At 60.6% G+C, this 15,554-nt stretch carries 18 protein-coding genes; 7 read left to right on the top strand and 11 right to left on the bottom strand.

Features of this window, described 5'->3' with window-relative positions:
- Positions 1-92: 92 nt before the first annotated feature.
- The 7 genes from GNZ13_RS00580 to GNZ13_RS00550 all read right to left on the bottom strand — a co-directional run bounded on the left by GNZ13_RS00580 (position 93) and on the right by GNZ13_RS00550 (position 5,866).
- Entirely contained in the window at positions 93-1,655 is a 1,563-nt protein-coding gene (locus tag GNZ13_RS00580) for a DHA2 family efflux MFS transporter permease subunit (protein ID WP_172159535.1), read from the bottom strand.
- Between the two features lie 473 nt (positions 1,656-2,128).
- Positions 2,129-2,395: a hypothetical protein gene (locus GNZ13_RS00575; protein WP_172159533.1), complete on the bottom strand. Its 267-nt coding sequence runs from the start codon at positions 2,393-2,395 to the stop codon at positions 2,129-2,131.
- 280 nt (positions 2,396-2,675) lie between these two features.
- Positions 2,676-3,083: a DUF2784 domain-containing protein gene (locus GNZ13_RS00570; RefSeq protein WP_172159532.1), complete on the bottom strand. Its 408-nt coding sequence runs from the start codon at positions 3,081-3,083 to the stop codon at positions 2,676-2,678.
- A 70-nt stretch (positions 3,084-3,153) separates the two neighbouring features.
- The gene (locus tag GNZ13_RS00565) at positions 3,154-3,336 is read right to left on the bottom strand and encodes a DUF2934 domain-containing protein (protein WP_172159531.1); all 183 of its coding nucleotides are present in this window, start codon (positions 3,334-3,336) and stop codon (positions 3,154-3,156) included.
- Between the two features lie 89 nt (positions 3,337-3,425).
- Positions 3,426-3,584: a hypothetical protein gene (locus GNZ13_RS00560; protein ID WP_172159530.1), complete on the bottom strand. Its 159-nt coding sequence runs from the start codon at positions 3,582-3,584 to the stop codon at positions 3,426-3,428.
- A 40-nt stretch (positions 3,585-3,624) separates the two neighbouring features.
- Positions 3,625-3,831, bottom strand: coding sequence for a hypothetical protein (locus GNZ13_RS00555; protein ID WP_172159529.1), 207 nt, complete (start codon positions 3,829-3,831; stop codon positions 3,625-3,627).
- A gap of 715 nt (positions 3,832-4,546) precedes the next feature.
- Entirely contained in the window at positions 4,547-5,866 is a 1,320-nt protein-coding gene (locus GNZ13_RS00550; RefSeq protein WP_172159528.1) for an Nramp family divalent metal transporter, read from the bottom strand.
- Positions 5,867-6,141: 275 nt separating this feature from the next.
- On the opposite strand from GNZ13_RS00550, the gene GNZ13_RS00545 reads away from it, so the two are divergent.
- The 3 genes from GNZ13_RS00545 to GNZ13_RS00535 all read left to right on the top strand — a co-directional run bounded on the left by GNZ13_RS00545 (position 6,142) and on the right by GNZ13_RS00535 (position 8,484).
- Entirely contained in the window at positions 6,142-6,834 is a 693-nt protein-coding gene (locus GNZ13_RS00545) for an NnrU family protein (protein WP_172159527.1), read from the top strand.
- Positions 6,835-7,006: 172 nt separating this feature from the next.
- Entirely contained in the window at positions 7,007-7,681 is a 675-nt protein-coding gene (locus GNZ13_RS00540; RefSeq protein ID WP_172159526.1) for a peroxiredoxin-like family protein, read from the top strand.
- Positions 7,682-7,761: 80 nt separating this feature from the next.
- On the top strand, positions 7,762-8,484 hold the full coding sequence (locus GNZ13_RS00535; protein WP_172159525.1) for an SDR family oxidoreductase: 723 nt from the start codon (positions 7,762-7,764) through the stop codon (positions 8,482-8,484).
- Positions 8,485-8,628: 144 nt separating this feature from the next.
- On the opposite strand, the gene GNZ13_RS00530 is transcribed toward GNZ13_RS00535, so the two are convergent.
- The 4 genes from GNZ13_RS00530 to GNZ13_RS00515 all read right to left on the bottom strand — a co-directional run bounded on the left by GNZ13_RS00530 (position 8,629) and on the right by GNZ13_RS00515 (position 12,212).
- Positions 8,629-9,531: a LysR family transcriptional regulator gene (locus GNZ13_RS00530; protein WP_172159524.1), complete on the bottom strand. Its 903-nt coding sequence runs from the start codon at positions 9,529-9,531 to the stop codon at positions 8,629-8,631.
- A 56-nt stretch (positions 9,532-9,587) separates the two neighbouring features.
- Positions 9,588-10,703, bottom strand: a complete 1,116-nt coding sequence (locus GNZ13_RS00525) for an alkene reductase (RefSeq protein WP_172159522.1) — start codon at positions 10,701-10,703, stop codon at positions 9,588-9,590.
- Between the two features lie 166 nt (positions 10,704-10,869).
- Positions 10,870-11,409: a carboxymuconolactone decarboxylase family protein gene (locus GNZ13_RS00520; protein WP_172159520.1), complete on the bottom strand. Its 540-nt coding sequence runs from the start codon at positions 11,407-11,409 to the stop codon at positions 10,870-10,872.
- Between the two features lie 53 nt (positions 11,410-11,462).
- Complete coding sequence (locus GNZ13_RS00515; RefSeq protein ID WP_172159518.1) at positions 11,463-12,212, bottom strand: SDR family NAD(P)-dependent oxidoreductase; 750 nt, start codon at positions 12,210-12,212, stop codon at positions 11,463-11,465.
- Positions 12,213-12,341: 129 nt separating this feature from the next.
- On the opposite strand from GNZ13_RS00515, the gene GNZ13_RS00510 reads away from it, so the two are divergent.
- The 4 genes from GNZ13_RS00510 to GNZ13_RS00495 all read left to right on the top strand — a co-directional run.
- On the top strand, positions 12,342-13,262 hold the full coding sequence (locus GNZ13_RS00510) for a LysR family transcriptional regulator (RefSeq protein ID WP_172159516.1): 921 nt from the start codon (positions 12,342-12,344) through the stop codon (positions 13,260-13,262).
- Positions 13,263-13,413: 151 nt separating this feature from the next.
- On the top strand, positions 13,414-13,734 hold the full coding sequence (gene ppnP, locus GNZ13_RS00505; RefSeq protein WP_172159514.1) for a pyrimidine/purine nucleoside phosphorylase: 321 nt from the start codon (positions 13,414-13,416) through the stop codon (positions 13,732-13,734).
- A gap of 24 nt (positions 13,735-13,758) precedes the next feature.
- Positions 13,759-14,463, top strand: coding sequence for a hypothetical protein (locus tag GNZ13_RS00500; protein WP_172159512.1), 705 nt, complete (start codon positions 13,759-13,761; stop codon positions 14,461-14,463).
- A 322-nt stretch (positions 14,464-14,785) separates the two neighbouring features.
- The coding region (locus GNZ13_RS00495; RefSeq protein WP_172159510.1) for an IS4 family transposase at positions 14,786-15,554 on the top strand (769 nt) is incomplete at its 3' end.

Below are 15,554 nucleotides of genomic sequence, written 5' to 3'. Positions count from 1 at the left end.
GTTTGTTGATTGTCACAATAGCTGCATAGTCAGATACTGTCAAGAATCTTTTGCTCCCGTTCTTCGCGACGGGGTTCTTGCCCGCACATCGATCAGTGCCCACCAGCACCCGTTGCGCCCGCGCTCGCGCCCTTGCCCGGCTTCGTCACCCAGATCAGCGGAATGATCGCAAGAAAGATGACCCCCGACAGCCAGAAGATATCGTTCAGGCCAAGCATCGTCGCCTGGGTGTTTAACGTCGCTTCGAAGAACGCCATGGCTTTGGCCGTGCTGGCGTCGAGCGTCGTCTGCAGGTTGGCGATGGCGTCGACAAAGGTCGGGTTGTTCACGCTCGCCAGTTCAGTCAGCCGCGCATGATGCAGGATCGTCCGGTTGTTCCAGTCGGTGCTCATCAGCGATGTCCCGACCGCGCCGGCGAAGATCCGCACGAAGTTCGACAGGCCCGCGGCGGCGGGAATCTTGTCGGGTGACAGCCCCGACAGGATGATCGCGGTGAGCGGCGTAAAAAAGAGTGCGGTGGGAATGCCTTGCAGCAGCGTCGGCAGCACCAGGGTATAGGGGTCGACGCCCGTCGTGTAATGCGAGCGCATGAAGAACACGCCGGCAAAGCCGAGGAACGCGAGCGTGGCGAGCACCCGCATATCCGACTTCGGCATGATCTTGCCCATCACCGGCGCGAGCATCACCGCGAAGATACCGAGTGGCGCCGTCACGAGCCCCGCGTCGACCGAGCGGTAGCCGAGAAATCCCTGAATCCACTGTGGCAGGATCACCAGATTCGCAAAGAACACCGCATACGCCACCGAAATCGCCACCGTTCCGCCCAGGAAATTGCGCCCGGCAAAGAGCCGGAGGTTGACGATCGGCTTTTCTTCAGTCAATTCCCAGATCAGGAAGAACACGAAGCTGATCACCGCGAACACGCCCAGCGCCCAGATGACCGGCGAATTGAACCAGTCGAGATCCTTGCCCTTGTCGAGCATGATCTGCAGCGACGCGACCCACGCGATCAGTGAGAGCAGCCCGACCTTGTCGATCGGCAGTTTGCGTGCAGGTGTTTCGCGGTCACGGTAGATCGCCCAAATCGTGCCGGCGGCGAACAGCCCCACCGGAATGTTGATGTAGAAGATCCACGACCAGCTATAGCTATCGGTGATCCAGCCACCTAAAGCCGGCCCCGCAATCGGACCGACCGTGGCCGTCATCGCCCACAGCGACAGCGCACTCGAACTCTTATCCTTCGGAAACGAGCCGAGCAGCATCGCCTGCGACAGGGGTACGAGCGGGCCCGCCACCGCGCCCTGTAGCACGCGGGCGGCGAGCAGCACCGGCAGGTTGGGCGCCAGGCCGCACAACCAGGACGAAAAGACGAACAGCAGGATCGCCCAGACGAAAAGCTTGACCTGGCCCACACGCTGCGTGAGCCACCCGGTCAGCGGAATCGATATCGCGTTGGCCGCGGCGAACAGCGTGATGACCCACGTGCCCTCGTCAATGGACACGCCCAGGTTGCCGGATATGGTCGGAATCGCGACGTTGGCGATCGACGAATCCAGCACGTTCATGAAAGTGGCGAGTGCCACGGCGAGCGTGCCAAGCGCGAACCTGGCACCGGTCAGTGGCGCCGGGGCGCCGGGGTGGGTCGACGGGTTCATCTTGCGTCCTGTAAGTTGATCCAGAGGTCAGCTACCCACTCGCCGGCAGCCACGTTATCTGACATGTCAGATATATAATCAAAAAAATACAAGTCCATTTCTCAGGGAATCTGCACGGCAGCCCGCGCAGGGTCCTGGACTCGAGTTGGGTGGATGGCGTTCACGGGTAGTTCGTTGCCGACTCACTTTCTGATACAACATTATCTGATAATGCAGATACACGCAAGAATTTTTGGGCGACGGGATGTCATGGGGGCGTTGCGCCCCCTCCCCCAATTTGCGGACTAGCTGAAATTGAACAGAGTTGGTCGTTTCGAAAAGCCAGCCAGACGCCTAGTCTTTCTCATGTGGCGCCGCCGTGGCGCCATCTAGCGGCGCAATGAGGAATCGATCACGGAACCCCGACGTACGCTGGCGTGCATTGGGCACCCAGTGTCGCAATGCGCGTGATACAGCGGCGCGTCAAGCCGTTGTCAGAGATCTTCGGCCGAAAGCGTTATCCGTTCGCCAGTGCCCGGCAACGCTTTCTGCTCTACAGCCTGCAAAAGCCGGCGCTTGCCAAGCTCGAACGCAAGCATCAATTGTTTCGGGGTCTCGTTCGCAGCGCCGAGTTTTTCGCAAACCGTTTCAGTAGGGAGCGCAAAGGCGCAGTACCCCCAACCGAAGCCGTAGGCTGAAAACCATATTGCCGAATCGACAGACAAAAGTGGTGCCGTAAGGTTCGTACGAGGCTGGTCCATGGCTGTCACTTTCCTGACCGTTAGGGGTGAGTTTTTATTCTCGCACGGCGAACTTACAAAAGTCCTATTCCCTCGGTGGCTTGCCGCCGGTCACCGTCGCCGCGGTCCAGGCCATCTTCCGCCATTCAATCGCGCTTCTAGAGCGCACGCTCAAGCGTAGGAATCCTACTGATATCAGCCGTTCACCCGAATGCTCGAAACAAAGGAAACGCCGTCGATCGTGCAACGTTGCTCAAACAAACGTGACCATGAGGACTTGCCCGAGGATGCAATACGTCGCTCACCGGCGCCTTGCCTTCGAGTGAGATGAGCTCAGAGGTGGAACCAGCCGCCAGGTCAGCAACACCACCAGACCGAAAGCGACGTACAGGAGCGTGAATACCCAGACCGGCAAATCGTAGTAGAGCAGCCGGCTCACCCAACGCTGGATGAAGCCTTGTGCGAATCCGTTTGTTTCCAGCGAACCCGTACGCACCCAGTCCTCCAGCGTCGTCAGCGGGCACGCGATACCAAGCAGCGACAGCGCCGAGACGATAACAATCAAACACAGGTGTGTGAGCCGGAAAAGCCGTTGGCGTATCCACTTCCAACCGAGGCCGGCACCCACCCAGATCGCGACGAGTCCGCACACGATGAAAACCGCAAGCAGCGCATGCACGATAAGCACCGCATCGGCTAGCCAGATCATGATCGGCTTTCTTGTGACCTGCTTCGCTGCGGGTCCGATTGATTCAAACAGGTTTGGACTCGTCCAGCGATCAGTCCGGCATCGCGTAGTCCGAATCCAGCGAGCGTTGAGCGGCGTCAGGCCAGGCTTCTCGCTCCACAAGCGCACGTGCGATTCGCCAATACTCGTCTGCGCAGCCTTCGAGGCTTCCGTCCAGTTGCCATAGCTGGAATGCGCGCTCACGGATTCGTTCTGCCAATGTCAGCTCGGGCATACCGCCGTCTCCATCTGCAAAGGAGTACACGCGAAATCCGCGTGAGTCACTTCATGTCGTGATCATTGAACGGATCCGGAAGCACACCTTCAGCGCCTGTGGCGCATCACTTCCCAACAATCGCGCGGATCCATCTGCTTGAGTTTTCGCCGCCGCGTCATTTCGCGCCAATAGTGAACGGCGACCAGCAGCACGGCGGCGCTCAGCCCACACAGACCCACGACGATTCCAGTCCACGATTCGGCCACGGAACACTCCTTGACTGTGAAACTGATCAAGCGATACGTGTCATTCGTCGTTCAGAATACGAGCGGCAGCCTTCAGAAATATCTGTCCATCATCGGTAATGAGAGGACGTTGCTGCCCGGAAGCGAGGTTTTCCAGCGTGACGAGCTGGCGGTCTAGAAGCGCTTCCAGATCAGCACGGTCCAGACTCAGCAGATCCGGTGCATCCTTGAGCAGCATGAGGGTCGCGAATTCATGTGGACTGAGCATCTCCGTCTCCTGGCTGAGCCTGTTGCTTCGCTGGGAACCCTGATCCGTTGGCCTCGCTTCGCGAGCAGGATCAATTCGGGGATGGCTGCTGCGGGGTGTCACCTCGCATTCGGATGACATGTCGCGCGCCAAGGCACCCATCTTAATGCTGAGGTGTCCAATAGATCAATATGTGGGAAAGTCTTTTTTCGATATTTTTACGGCACCACCGCGAAGCTGTCGCGGCGCAGCATGACCCGTAGGCCGGCGATCATGTGCCGCTTCGCGCCACGTGTTCGTCAGCGCACAGACTCGCTGCGTATCAGACCGTACCTGATGAATATCCTGGCAGCGCTTCCACACGCCAGCGCGCATACGCGAGGCGAGGCCCGAATGCGGGGCGCTGTGATCGAAACCTGAAGGAGGGAACTCTGAAGGAAACGACTGCTAACCACTTCCTTCTACGTAACGGCGCGCTTCTCGACCCTACCCCTCCTGATCTGCTAGAAGATTTCGAAGTCCTGATCGATGACGGCGTCACCTGCGAAGTTTCCCATAAGCCGATTGAAAGCAGCAACGCGCGCGGTTTTGGCGAACAGGCGTTCTTATGACATTATTTGCCAGCGCAGACGTTGTGAGCGTGTCACAACGTTCCCTCTTGATGAGGCTAACGAGGCGTTAGCTCACGCACGCCGACCAACTTGCAGAACTCGTCGGGCAGCCAATAGCGAATGTTTCAGCCTGGCAAGCCAGGAATCTCAACGCCGAACGTTTGCAGTATCAGCACGACATTGAAAGATAAGACGACGAATGCCGCCAGCGTGGAGATCACGGCGACGAACGCGCGATTTTTGTATGTGCCCATCACGTCTTTGCGGCAGGTGAACCATAGCAACGCGGCCATCGGCAGCGGCAATGCGAGGCTCAATACAACCTGACTGAGGACGAGCGCCTGAGTCGCATTGACCCCAAGCGCAACGACGACGAAACTCGGCACCATCGTGACGGCCCGGCGCAACCATAACGGAATGCGAAAGCCCACGAACCCTTGCATGATCATCTGCCCCGCCATCGTGCCGACCACCGAACTCGATATACCCGAAGCGATCAGCGACAACAGGAAAATCCCTGCCGCTCCAATGCCCAATAGCGGCGCCAGCGTGTGATAGGCCGTCTCGATCTCCGCTACCTCTGGGTACCCGTGGTGAAATGCACCCGCGGCCATGATAACCATCGCCATATTGATGAGACCGGCGATGGTCAGTGCGATAACGACCTCGATATTCGAGAATTTCAGCAACGTTGCCCGCTCGCGCTCCGTTCTCGCGGGTGCTCGCCGTTGCGTTAGCCCGGAGTGCAGGAAAAGCGCGTGCGGCATCACCGTCGCACCCACGATACCGACGGAAATCGTCAGCGCATTCGCGTCGGGCAATTGAGGGGAAAACGTATGGACGAAGACACTCGGCCACGCAATCGGCGTAATGAACAGCTCGGCAAGGTAGGACAACCCAATGATGCCGACGAGCGCCCCGATCGCCAGTTCAAGGGGACGGAAACCAGCGCTCTCAAACAACAGCAGGCCGTAGGTCACTACCGCCGTGACCACCATGCCGACGAGCAATGGCATATGAAACAGTAACGACAGTCCGATTGCTCCGCCGAGAAATTCGGCCAGATCGGTTGCCATCGCGGCGATTTCGCTTACGCCCCACATCATCAGCAGGACAGGTTTCGAAAACCGTTCGCGACATAGCTCCGCGAGGTTTCGCCCGGTGACGATGCCGAGCTTCGCCGAGAGCGCCTGAAACAGCATCGCCACGAGGTTTGCTAACAGCACCACCCAGAGCAACGTGTACCCGTATTTCGCGCCCGCCTGAATATTCGTCGCAAAGTTGCCCGGATCCATATATGCAACAGAGACCACCACCGCCGGCCCAGCAAAGGGCAGAAGCATCAGCGCACCGCGGCGGCGGCCTTCCAATACCTCTCTCACCGCAAGCGTTGTGCGCTCGGTTCTCGTCGCCGGTCTGGCTGCCTTATGAACGCGATCGTCCAAGCTCTCGCTCCTTGCTCATGAAAATGACAGGAGTGCCCGATTTACCAGGCAGGCATGGCATTCACGGCATCGCACTGCCGATTGTGCCGAAAACGCCTCGCAACAGAGGAGCGGTCGCGCCGCCCATATCGGACATAATAATCAATGTACCGCAGAGTGTTATTGTCCACCTCGATGTGAACTTGAGCAGGCGAGTCGAGGACATTGCACTAAGGTAATCTTCGCGGATGAGGGCAATACGGTCAGCCGACGGTATAACTTGAGGAGCCGGGCCAATGGGAAGCACCAATGCAGTTGCGGCGGCGGCAGTCGCCTTCGTGGGTAGTCACTTTCTCCTGTCCCATCCGCTGCGCGGGCGTTTGGTCCGCGCAATTGGCGAAGCGGGGTTCCAGGGCGTCTATTCGCTGGTTGCGATCCTGACGCTCGGCTGGCTGGTCCTGGCCTACGGAAAGGCGCCCCCGACGGCGCCGCTATGGTCCGCAGGAAACGGGCTCTGGGCGGTTGTGACCGCCGTCATGCTGATCGCGTCGATCCTCCTGATGGGCTCTTTGATCCGCAACCCGGCGCTTCCCACCGGTGGCCGGCCCGGCTCGTTCCCGGAAACAGCGCGCGGCGTGTACGCGGTGACGCGCCACCCGATGATGTGGTCGTTCGCACTTTGGGGGCTGTGCCACATCGCGGTGTTTCCGGTGGCCAAGAACATCATAGTCGCGGTGGCTATCGTCGTCCTCGCGCTCGTCGGCGCTGCATTGCAGGACCGGAAGAAGGAGCGGCTCCAGCCCGAACTCTGGCCTGCATGGGAGTCGAAGACGAGCTACCTGCCGTTCGCGGCGATCGCCGCCGGCCGCGCGCGGCTGGGTGGGTTCGGCTTGCACGCGCTGTTGGGCGGCCTCGTCGTCTGGCTCGTGTCGACCTGGGCTCATATGCCACTCACCGGTTGGGCCGCGGGCATCTGGCGCTGGCTGTAGCTGGAGCCCGGGCTGTCGCGCCATGGCGCGATAGCGGGCCACCAGCCTTTATGCCTCGCCGGAATGACTGTTATGAGGCCGGCATGTCTTCTCCACGCGTTTGCATTGGCGGACTATCCGTCCAACGCAACACAACTTCAACACATCACCCTGTCTGAAGAAGGAGATTGTCATGTCACTTCAAGCGAAACTCGACGCATTCAAAGCGGATTTCAAAGGCGGAAAGGCCCCGTACTTTGCGCCGCCGGAAATCCATCCTGTCATGGAACGCGCTACAGCCGAACTCGTGGCGTCTGGTCAGGCTGAACGCGCACTCAAAGCAGGCGACATAGCGCCGGAATTTACCCTCAACGATCCGGAGGGAAACCCCGTGTCGTCTGTCGAGCTGCTGAAGCGGGGGCCGCTCGTCATCAGCTTCTATCGTGGCGTGTGGTGCCCGTATTGCAACCTTGAACTGCTGGCGCTTGAGGAAGCACTGCCGTCGTTCAAGGCCGAAGGTGCCAACCTGGTCGCAATCTCGCCGCAGAATGCCGTGAATAGCCGCAAGTCGGTCCGCACCAACAAGCTGAGCTTCCCGATCCTCAGCGACACGCACAACGATGTGGCGGCGGCGTTCGGCATCCGCTTTGCCCTGCCCGATTATCTCGTTGATCTGTACAAGAACCTCAAGAACGACCTGCCGGCGTTCAACGGCGACAACAGCTGGACTCTGCCGATGCCGGCGCGTTACGTGGTCGGGCAAGACGGCACGATTCTGTACTCCGAAGTGAATCCGGATTACACCCACCGGCCGGAACCGCAGGACATGTTGCCCGTTCTCCGCCGGAAGGTTGCGTCGGCTTCGTAAGCCGGATCTGATCCGCTCCCGACACTTCAAGGTCGGGAGCGAACGCATGCGGGTGATCCGCACCAAAACATCGAGACATCATGAAATCACGCACTTTTCTAGTAACCGGTGCCAGCAAAGGCATCGGCCTGGCCGTCGCACAGCGGCTGAATGCAGACGGGCACCGGGTGGTGGGGCTGGCACGTCAGGGAGACGATCCGGATTTCCCAGGAACGCTTGTATCTGTCGATCTGTCCGACCGCGTGAAAACGCAAGCCACGCTCGACAGACTCGTATCGGACTACCAGTTCGATGGTCTGGTCAATAACGTTGGGCTGGTGAAACCCCAGAGGCTGGGCGCCATCGACCTGGATGCACTCGACTCCGTCATGTCGCTCAATCTGCATCCAGCTGTACAGGCCGCGCAAGCGCTCCTGCCCAATATGCTCGCCCAAGGCTGGGGGCGAATCGTCAACATATCGAGCCTCACTGTCCTTGGCATCGTGGAACGTACTGCTTATGCTGCCGCCAAATCCGCGCTGGTGAGCTTTTCACGTTCATGGGCACTCGAGCTTGCGACCACCGGCATCACGGTCAATTCCGTTGCGCCCGGACCTACGGAAACCGAACTCTTCAGAGCCAACAACGCGCCGGGAAGCGAAGGCGAGCAGCGCTACCTCGCTGCTGTACCGATGAAACGTTTCGGCAAGCCAGAAGAGATTGCTGCAGCCATCGCTTTCCTGCTGTCCGAAGAGGCTGCTTTCATTACAGGTCAAACTCTGTTTGTCGATGGTGGCGCCTCGATCGGCAAGGCTTCCATTTGAGAAGGACCTGCGGTGCGGGATTTAACAGATTGCCGTCGCACACCCACGACGTCAGCGTCACCGGCGGTGTTGATCCTGCAGCGCGCGCGGCGCAATCAGTCAGATCAGCCAGAGCAGTCAGAGCAGTCAGAGCAGTCAGAGCAGTCAGGTCATCGAATCGGATGCGCCGCCGAATATCTCCTCGACCCAGGCGACAAAAGCACGCGCTTTTGCAGTGGCCATGCGCCCACTCGGAAACACTGCCCAAAGGTCGATGCCGGGTAACTCCCAGTCGGAGAGCACCTGTTTTACCTCGCCGCTCGCGATTTCGGGCGCGAACATCCACTCGGACGAGATCGCGACGCCCATATCGGCGAGCACCGCTGCGCGCACGCCCTCCGCCGCATTCACACGGATTCGCCCCGCCACCGCAATAGACGTCTCCGTATTGCCCCGCTTGAAGGACCATACGCTTCCGCCGCCGCCCTGCTCGTACACGATCGCCTGATGCGAAACCAGATCGGCAGGCACGCGCGGTTCGCCGGCTTTCGCGAACCATGCTGGCGAGCCAACAACGCAACGCCTGCCATGGGCGAGCCTGCGCGCCGTCATGGTCGAGTCGCCCAGCACCCCCATTCGTAGCGCGACATCGATGCCGCGCTCCAGCAGGTCAATGTTTTCGTCATCGAGGATGATGTCGATGTTGAGATCAGGATGTCGATCGAGAAATGACGGCAGTCGCGGGATGATATAAAGCCGCGCAAAGGTCACCGCCGCTGAAACCCTGAGACGGCCCGAGAGCGCGCCCGCCGATCCCCGTGCCGCCAATTCTGCTTCGTCCGCTTCTTCGATCGCTCGTTTCGCGCGTTCGTAAAACGCTTGCCCCGCCTCGGTCGGTGTCAGCCCGCGGGTAGACCGCAGGAGCAATCGAACTGCGAGCCGTTCTTCGAGTTGTGCAATCGACTTTGAAACGGCCGGCTGCCCTACATCGAGCAACCGGGCCGCAGCCGAGAAAGAGCCGGATTCAACCACGCATACAAACGTTTCCATCGCTGACAGTCGGTCCACTTCCTTCTCTCCTGGAACGAATCATCGTGATTCGTGTGTCGCGCGACGAGGCACACTCAAGCCGTGGCAGCTGCGCGGTGCGTAGTGTAGTCAGTGTAGCCTCGTCCATCGCCGCCATAGAATGTTGAACGGTCGTAGGCATTCAGAGGCGCACCGGTACGCAAGCGCTCCGGCAGGTCCGGATTGGACACAAACATCCGGCCGAACGCGACCAGATCGGCATCGCCGGTACGAAGGATCTGCTCCGCGCTTTCAGCGGTGAATCCTCCGGCGGCCACAATAGTGCCGGTGAACAGGCGGCCCAGATCTTTCGACGAGACGGCGGATTCGCTCGCCACAGTGTCCTCGTTGCCGCGAATGCGTGGCTCGATCACGTGCAGGTAAGCGAGGTCGTAGTTGTTGAGCCGGCTCGCCACATAGCCGAAAGTCGCGTGCGGGTCGCTGTCGGACATGGTCCCATAAACGCCGCTGGGCGACAGCCGCGCGGCAACGCGCCCCGCACCCCACACCGATACGACTGCCTCCACGACCTCGAACAGAAAACGCGCCCGATTCTCAATCGGACCGCCATAAGCGTCCGTCCGATGGTTCGAGCCATCCAGCAGGAATTGATCGATGAGATAGCCGTTCGCTGCATGCAGCTCGACGCCGTCGAAACCGGCTTCTTTCGCACGTGCAGCGCCCTGCCGGAACTGCTCGACGATATCCGCGATCTCGTGCGTGTCCAGCGCTCGTGGAACGAGCTGTTCGACTTCGACGATATTGCCTCGTTCGTCGCGGATTGCAGCATGCTCATACGCACGTATCGCCGACGGCGCGATCGGTGTCTGTCCGTTCGTGTTGGCAGGGTGCGCCTGCCGGCCGGCGTGCCATAGCTGCAGGAAGATGCGGGCGCCTTTGGCATGCACCGCGTCGGTGACGCGCTTCCAGCCGTCGACCTGCGCCTGCGTGTAGATGCCGGGAGCGCCGACATACGCGATGCCCAGCGGCGAGACCGCGGTCGCGTCAGTGATCAGCAAACCGCCATCGGACGCGCGTTGCGAATAATATTCGACCATCAGATCGCCGGGTACATTGCCAGCTTCAGTGCGCATGCGCGTAAGCGGCGCCAGTACGACGCGGTGCTTCAGTTCGAAGGGTCCAACGGAGATGGGTGTAAAGAGACTGTTCATTGCTTCATCCTTGGGATATCCGGATTGGGAGAAGGAATGATTGCGTGACTTGAGGTGATGCAGAAGGGACCACGCGGCAATAGCTGTCATTCCCGCCGGGAATACGCCATAAAGATTCAGTCAGCCGGGCATCGCGTGAGCGCCGCGCGTTGCCCGGCTGCAACCATCAGGCAGGGAGTTGCGGCGCAGCGGGGAAATCCACCGGTACGCGCGTCGTTGCGTGCAGATAGTTAGTGACGGTCTTGTCGCCGATCACAACGATCGCGTCGACCAGATTGGCCTTGGTCCAGCCCGCAGCGAAGAACGCATCGACGAGCGCCTGATCGGCGTGACCGCGGTTGACCGCGATGTTCTTCACCAAGCGTGCGAGCGCGTCGAACTTCGCGTCGAAGCTTGCCCGGCCACCGCGGATTTCGAGAATCTGTTCGTCGGTAAAGCCGGTCATCTTGCCGATCACGGTGTGTGCCGCTAGACAGTATTCACAGCCGTTGACCTGGCTCACGACGAGGTTCACGATTTCGCGCGCCTTGCCGGTGATACTGCTCTTCGCGTTCTGGAACGCGAGGTAGCTGCCGAGCGCATGCTCTGAATGGGCCAGCGTCGCGTACAGGTTGGGTACCGTGCCGAGACTGCTCTTGAGCTTGTCGAAGATGGCCTGGTTAGCCGGGGAAACTTCGTCGCGCGTCGGGACATTGATGGTGGTCATGGTGATGCTCCTTGGCAAAAAGATGAATAAAGCTGGGTGGAAAAATCCGTGCGTTATTGCGCCGTGTAGGCGCCGTCGACTGCGATGTTCTGTCCGGTGAGGTAGCGCGCCTTATCGCTCGCAAGGAACACGATGGTCTGGGCGATCTCGTCCGGGGTCGCGGCGCGTCGCGCCGGTATCGTCGAGAGGAAACTAGCCTTGCCTTCTTCGCTGCCGCCGGCAAAGCGGTCGAGCATTTCGGTGGCTACGGGACCCGGCGCCACAGCGTTGACGCGCACGCCTGCGACAGCGCCTTCGAGCGCCGCGCTCTTGGTGAGGCCTTCGACCGCATGCTTGCTGGCTGCGTAGACCGACGCACCCGCGATGCCCACCTGGCCCGCAATCGACGAGAGGTTGATGATCGAGCCCGCGCCCTGCGCTAGCATCACGCGCATTTCGTGCTTGAGCGACAGCAGCGTGCCGAGCACGTTGACCGCGAACGTGTCTTCGTAGTTGGCCGCCGTCTGCTCGACGATCGGCGCCAGCTGACCTTCGGTGCCGGCGTTGTTGACCGCCACGTCGATGCGGCCGAAACGCTCGACGGTCTGCTCGACGACGCTGCGAACTTCGGCTTCGAAGCGCACATCGGCGCGCAGGAATTCGGCTTCGGTGCCGAGGGCGCGCAGTTCGGCGGCAAGCGCCTGGCCTGCCTCTTCGCGACGGCCGCTGACGACCACGCGGTTTCCTTCGCGAGCGAAGGCAAGAGCGGTAGCGCGGCCGATGCCGGTCAGCGCGCCAGTGATAAGGACGACGGGTGAGTTCATGTCGGTACTCCTTGGGTTGGGTTGCATCGAATCGCGTTTGCGATGACTGCACTTTGACTGATTCCAGATTGGCGATATAGATGGTGTATGCTCATATCACTGATTCCATACAGGAATATATTGAGCAAAATGGACAAGCTGCAGGCAATGAAGACTTTCGTGCGTGTGGTGGAGGCGGGCAGCTTTTCCGCGGTCGCGCACGAGGCCGACACGACGCAAAGCGCAGTGAGCAAACAGGTCGCGGCGCTCGAGCGCGAACTGGGCGCGCGTCTGCTGACGCGGACCACGCGTTCGCTCGCACTGACGGAAGAAGGTGAACACTATTTCGAACAGGCGCGGCGCCTGGTCGGGGAGATCGCGGAGGCCGAAGGCGCGCTGCGGCGCGGCGAGCAGCAACTGACTGGCTGGCTGCGGATCGCGGCTTCGGTCGGCTTCGGCCGCCTCAAGCTCATGCCATTGGTTCAGTCGTTTCTGGCAGAGCATCGGGGCGTGAAGATCGACCTACGCCTGAGCGACGGTTTTGTCGATCTCGTGGAACAGGGGATCGACGTCGCGGTGCGGCTCGGCGATCTGCCGGACAGCAGCCTGATCGCGCGTCGCGTAGGAACGGCCCAGCGGATGTTGATGGCGCATCGCAGCTACGTGCGTTCGCTGCCCAAAGGAACGAAGGCGCCGCGCGTTCCCGACGACCTGGTCGAGCACAACTGTATCGTCTACACGGAACTGGCAATGCGCAACGCGTGGCGTTTTACGGCAGGGGCCGGTGCAGTGGATCCGGTGGGAACCACGCGCATCGTGCGGGTCGAGGGCAACCTGCAAACCAACAGCAGTGAGGTCATGCGGGCCTCGGTCCTCGCGGGTATGGGTATCGGATATTCGCCGACCTGGCTGTTCGATGACGAGCTGGCCAGTGGCGAAGTGCAACGGATGTTGCCGGACTGGGAAACGATCCCCATCCCGATCCATCTGGTGAGCCCACTGGAGCGCCGGCATTCGGCCAAGGTCAAAGCGTTCGCCGAACATGTCGGAAAGGCGATGGCGCGTAGCTGAAAGCGCCGCCCACCGCCTGTATGATGGCGGGCTGGCGCCCGACCGAAAGCCCGCGCAGGCGGTCCGCGCAGATCGCGCACCGCCCGCTGCTGCTACGCGGCGCCAACGCATCCATTCACGATGATTCACGATGACCCAGAGGAAGACCGCCATGACGGCCGCAACCCAATTCGATCAAGTTTCCATTCTCAAACGAGCCAACGTCTACTTCGACGGCAAGTGTGTCTCGCACACCGTTCTCTTCGCGGACGGCACGCGCAAGACGCTCGGCGTGATCCTGCCCGGCGCGCTCAACTTCGGCACCGACGCGCCGGAACTCATGGAGGTGCAGGCCGGACAATGCCGCATCCGCCTCGAAGGCAGTGACGAGTGGAAGACGTATGGCGCGGGCGAGTCGTTCTCGGTGCCCGGCAAGAGCCGCTTCGATATCGACGTGATCGATACGCTCGACTACATCTGCAGCTATCTGTAAAGACGGACGGGCCTAGTGCCAGACATGCTGACCTCCTATTTCTGGAGCGGCGACGCCATCCGCAGCCGATGTGTGAGCGACGTCGTGCTATCAGGCACGGTCGACGTGCCTGTGCCCCCTGCACGTCTGCTTGCAGATTGGGAAAGGGAGATATCGTCGCGCGTGGTCATGGAGCCCGGGGATGTCGAGGCAATGCCTTTGGCGCGAGCACGGGCGCGCTGGCCGGACTACACGCGCTGCGTGCAGGCAATGTCCGATTGGACGTGCGCGCTTGGACTGCCCGCAGTGCTTGCCTCCAGTGACGTCGCCCTCATGGCGTGCCTCGGCGCGAGATACCACCATGACGCTGAGCAATATGGCAGTGCGGCCTTTTGCAATCTCTTCCTGAGCGAGGACAAGGGTCTGGACTTGCATTTTCCCTCTACGGGTCATCGCATTCCTCTGACCCGGGGAACGGCTGTGATATTCGATACTGGCCAGCCTCATGGCGTCATTCGGCGCAGCAGCAGCGGTTTTAATGTGGCCGACTTCGCGCCGGACCAGGATTGCGGCCAGATATTCCTGACCTGGGAGCTTCCCATCGAAGATGCGCATGTTGGGCACGCACTTCAGGTCGTCTTCGACATCGCCCCTTCTACCGCGTTGCAACTGGATGCAGAGCAAGTCCGGCTGAACGACGAACCTGTCATTGTGTGCCCGGATTCTGGTCGTTGGCGCCGCGTTGACTAACCGTCAGGGTCACACCGCGGTGTTGCCCTGACCCGCGTCACGCTATCAACTGCACCCCAATTGCTGGAAAAGCAGTCCGCCAACCAGCAGCAATACCGACACAGCGAGGGTAAATAGCTTCTTCATCTTTCGTCTCAGTTGTATCGATAATTTTGTATGCCGGCTGCGATTGTCGATAGGCCAAAGGTGTCGATAACAGCGACTTGGGAAACGTTGGTCGAACTCGGCCTCACGAAGAGCTTTCGTATTAGTCCCAATACTGTTAACAAAGTCGAATTTGTGTTAACTTTCAAGCGCCTGCAACGACAAGAAGAGCTTGAAGATGGCAAGAACGGAAGCAACGCTGCCCGGTGGTGCGAGGCTCGCGGACTATCTGGCGGTGGGGTATCTGGCGCTGAACTGCTCGCTGGGCGAGGTCAAGGAGGCGCTCGTGAAGTGCGGCGTGCATACGCGGCTACGCCGCGATATGCCGCGGGAAGTGCTGGTGTATTTCGTGATGGCGATGTGCCTGTATCCGCGCGTGGCCTATGAGGAAGTGTTTCGGCTGGTGATCGAGGGGCTGCGGCGCATCTACGGCGACCAGGTACGCGATGCGCAGGTCAGCAAGGCGGCGATCTCGCAGGGGCGCGCACGCCTGGGCTGGCAGGTGATGCGCGAGCTGTTCGCCCGGCAGGCAGCGCAACGCCCACGAACTGCAGGCGACGACTATGCGGGCTACCGGGTCATGAGCGTGGACGGCTCGACGCTGGATGTGCCTGATGAGAAGGTCAATGCGGAGGCGTTCGGTTATGCGCAGGGCGGGCGCGGTGAGGCCGCGTATCCGCAGATTCGCTTTGTAGCGCTGGCCGAATGTGCAACGCACGCGCTGTGTGAGGTCCAGATGGGCGGGGTATGCGATGACAGCGAACAGGCGCTCACACGCCAGCTGTTTCCGGCATTCTCAGACGACATGCTGGTGCTGGCCGATCGCCTGTTCTATGGCTATGACATGTGGCGCGACGCGGTGGCCACCGGAGCGAAGCTACTGTGGCGCGTGAAGTCGAATTTGCGGCTGCCGTGCGAAGTGCCGCTGGCAGACGGTTCGTACCTGA

The sequence above is a fragment of the Paraburkholderia elongata genome (assembly GCF_013177735.1).
GTDB classification, from domain to species: domain Bacteria; phylum Pseudomonadota; class Gammaproteobacteria; order Burkholderiales; family Burkholderiaceae; genus Paraburkholderia; species Paraburkholderia elongata.
Note: the sequence above shows the minus strand (reverse complement) of the source record. Positions and strands in the feature narration are given on the sequence as shown.

What these genes read in the sequence shown, in the direction of transcription:
- GNZ13_RS00565 (WP_172159531.1), bottom strand. Translation starts at nt 3,336, where the DNA reads ATGCCCGAGCTGACATTGGCAGAACGAATCCGTGAGCGCGCATTCCAG.
- GNZ13_RS00525 (WP_172159522.1), bottom strand. Translation starts at nt 10,703, where the DNA reads ATGAACAGTCTCTTTACACCCATCTCCGTTGGACCCTTCGAACTGAAG.
- GNZ13_RS00515 (WP_172159518.1), bottom strand. Translation starts at nt 12,212, where the DNA reads ATGAACTCACCCGTCGTCCTTATCACTGGCGCGCTGACCGGCATCGGC.
- GNZ13_RS00570 (WP_172159532.1), bottom strand. Translation starts at nt 3,083, where the DNA reads ATGATCTGGCTAGCCGATGCGGTGCTTATCGTGCATGCGCTGCTTGCG.
- GNZ13_RS00500 (WP_172159512.1), top strand. Translation starts at nt 13,759, where the DNA reads ATGCTGACCTCCTATTTCTGGAGCGGCGACGCCATCCGCAGCCGATGT.
- GNZ13_RS00535 (WP_172159525.1), top strand. Translation starts at nt 7,762, where the DNA reads ATGAAATCACGCACTTTTCTAGTAACCGGTGCCAGCAAAGGCATCGGC.
- GNZ13_RS00555 (WP_172159529.1), bottom strand. Translation starts at nt 3,831, where the DNA reads ATGCTCAGTCCACATGAATTCGCGACCCTCATGCTGCTCAAGGATGCA.
- GNZ13_RS00545 (WP_172159527.1), top strand. Translation starts at nt 6,142, where the DNA reads ATGGGAAGCACCAATGCAGTTGCGGCGGCGGCAGTCGCCTTCGTGGGT.
- GNZ13_RS00540 (WP_172159526.1), top strand. Translation starts at nt 7,007, where the DNA reads ATGTCACTTCAAGCGAAACTCGACGCATTCAAAGCGGATTTCAAAGGC.
- GNZ13_RS00575 (WP_172159533.1), bottom strand. Translation starts at nt 2,395, where the DNA reads ATGGACCAGCCTCGTACGAACCTTACGGCACCACTTTTGTCTGTCGAT.
- ppnP (WP_172159514.1), top strand. Translation starts at nt 13,414, where the DNA reads ATGACGGCCGCAACCCAATTCGATCAAGTTTCCATTCTCAAACGAGCC.
- GNZ13_RS00580 (WP_172159535.1), bottom strand. Translation starts at nt 1,655, where the DNA reads ATGAACCCGTCGACCCACCCCGGCGCCCCGGCGCCACTGACCGGTGCC.
- GNZ13_RS00520 (WP_172159520.1), bottom strand. Translation starts at nt 11,409, where the DNA reads ATGACCACCATCAATGTCCCGACGCGCGACGAAGTTTCCCCGGCTAAC.
- GNZ13_RS00510 (WP_172159516.1), top strand. Translation starts at nt 12,342, where the DNA reads ATGGACAAGCTGCAGGCAATGAAGACTTTCGTGCGTGTGGTGGAGGCG.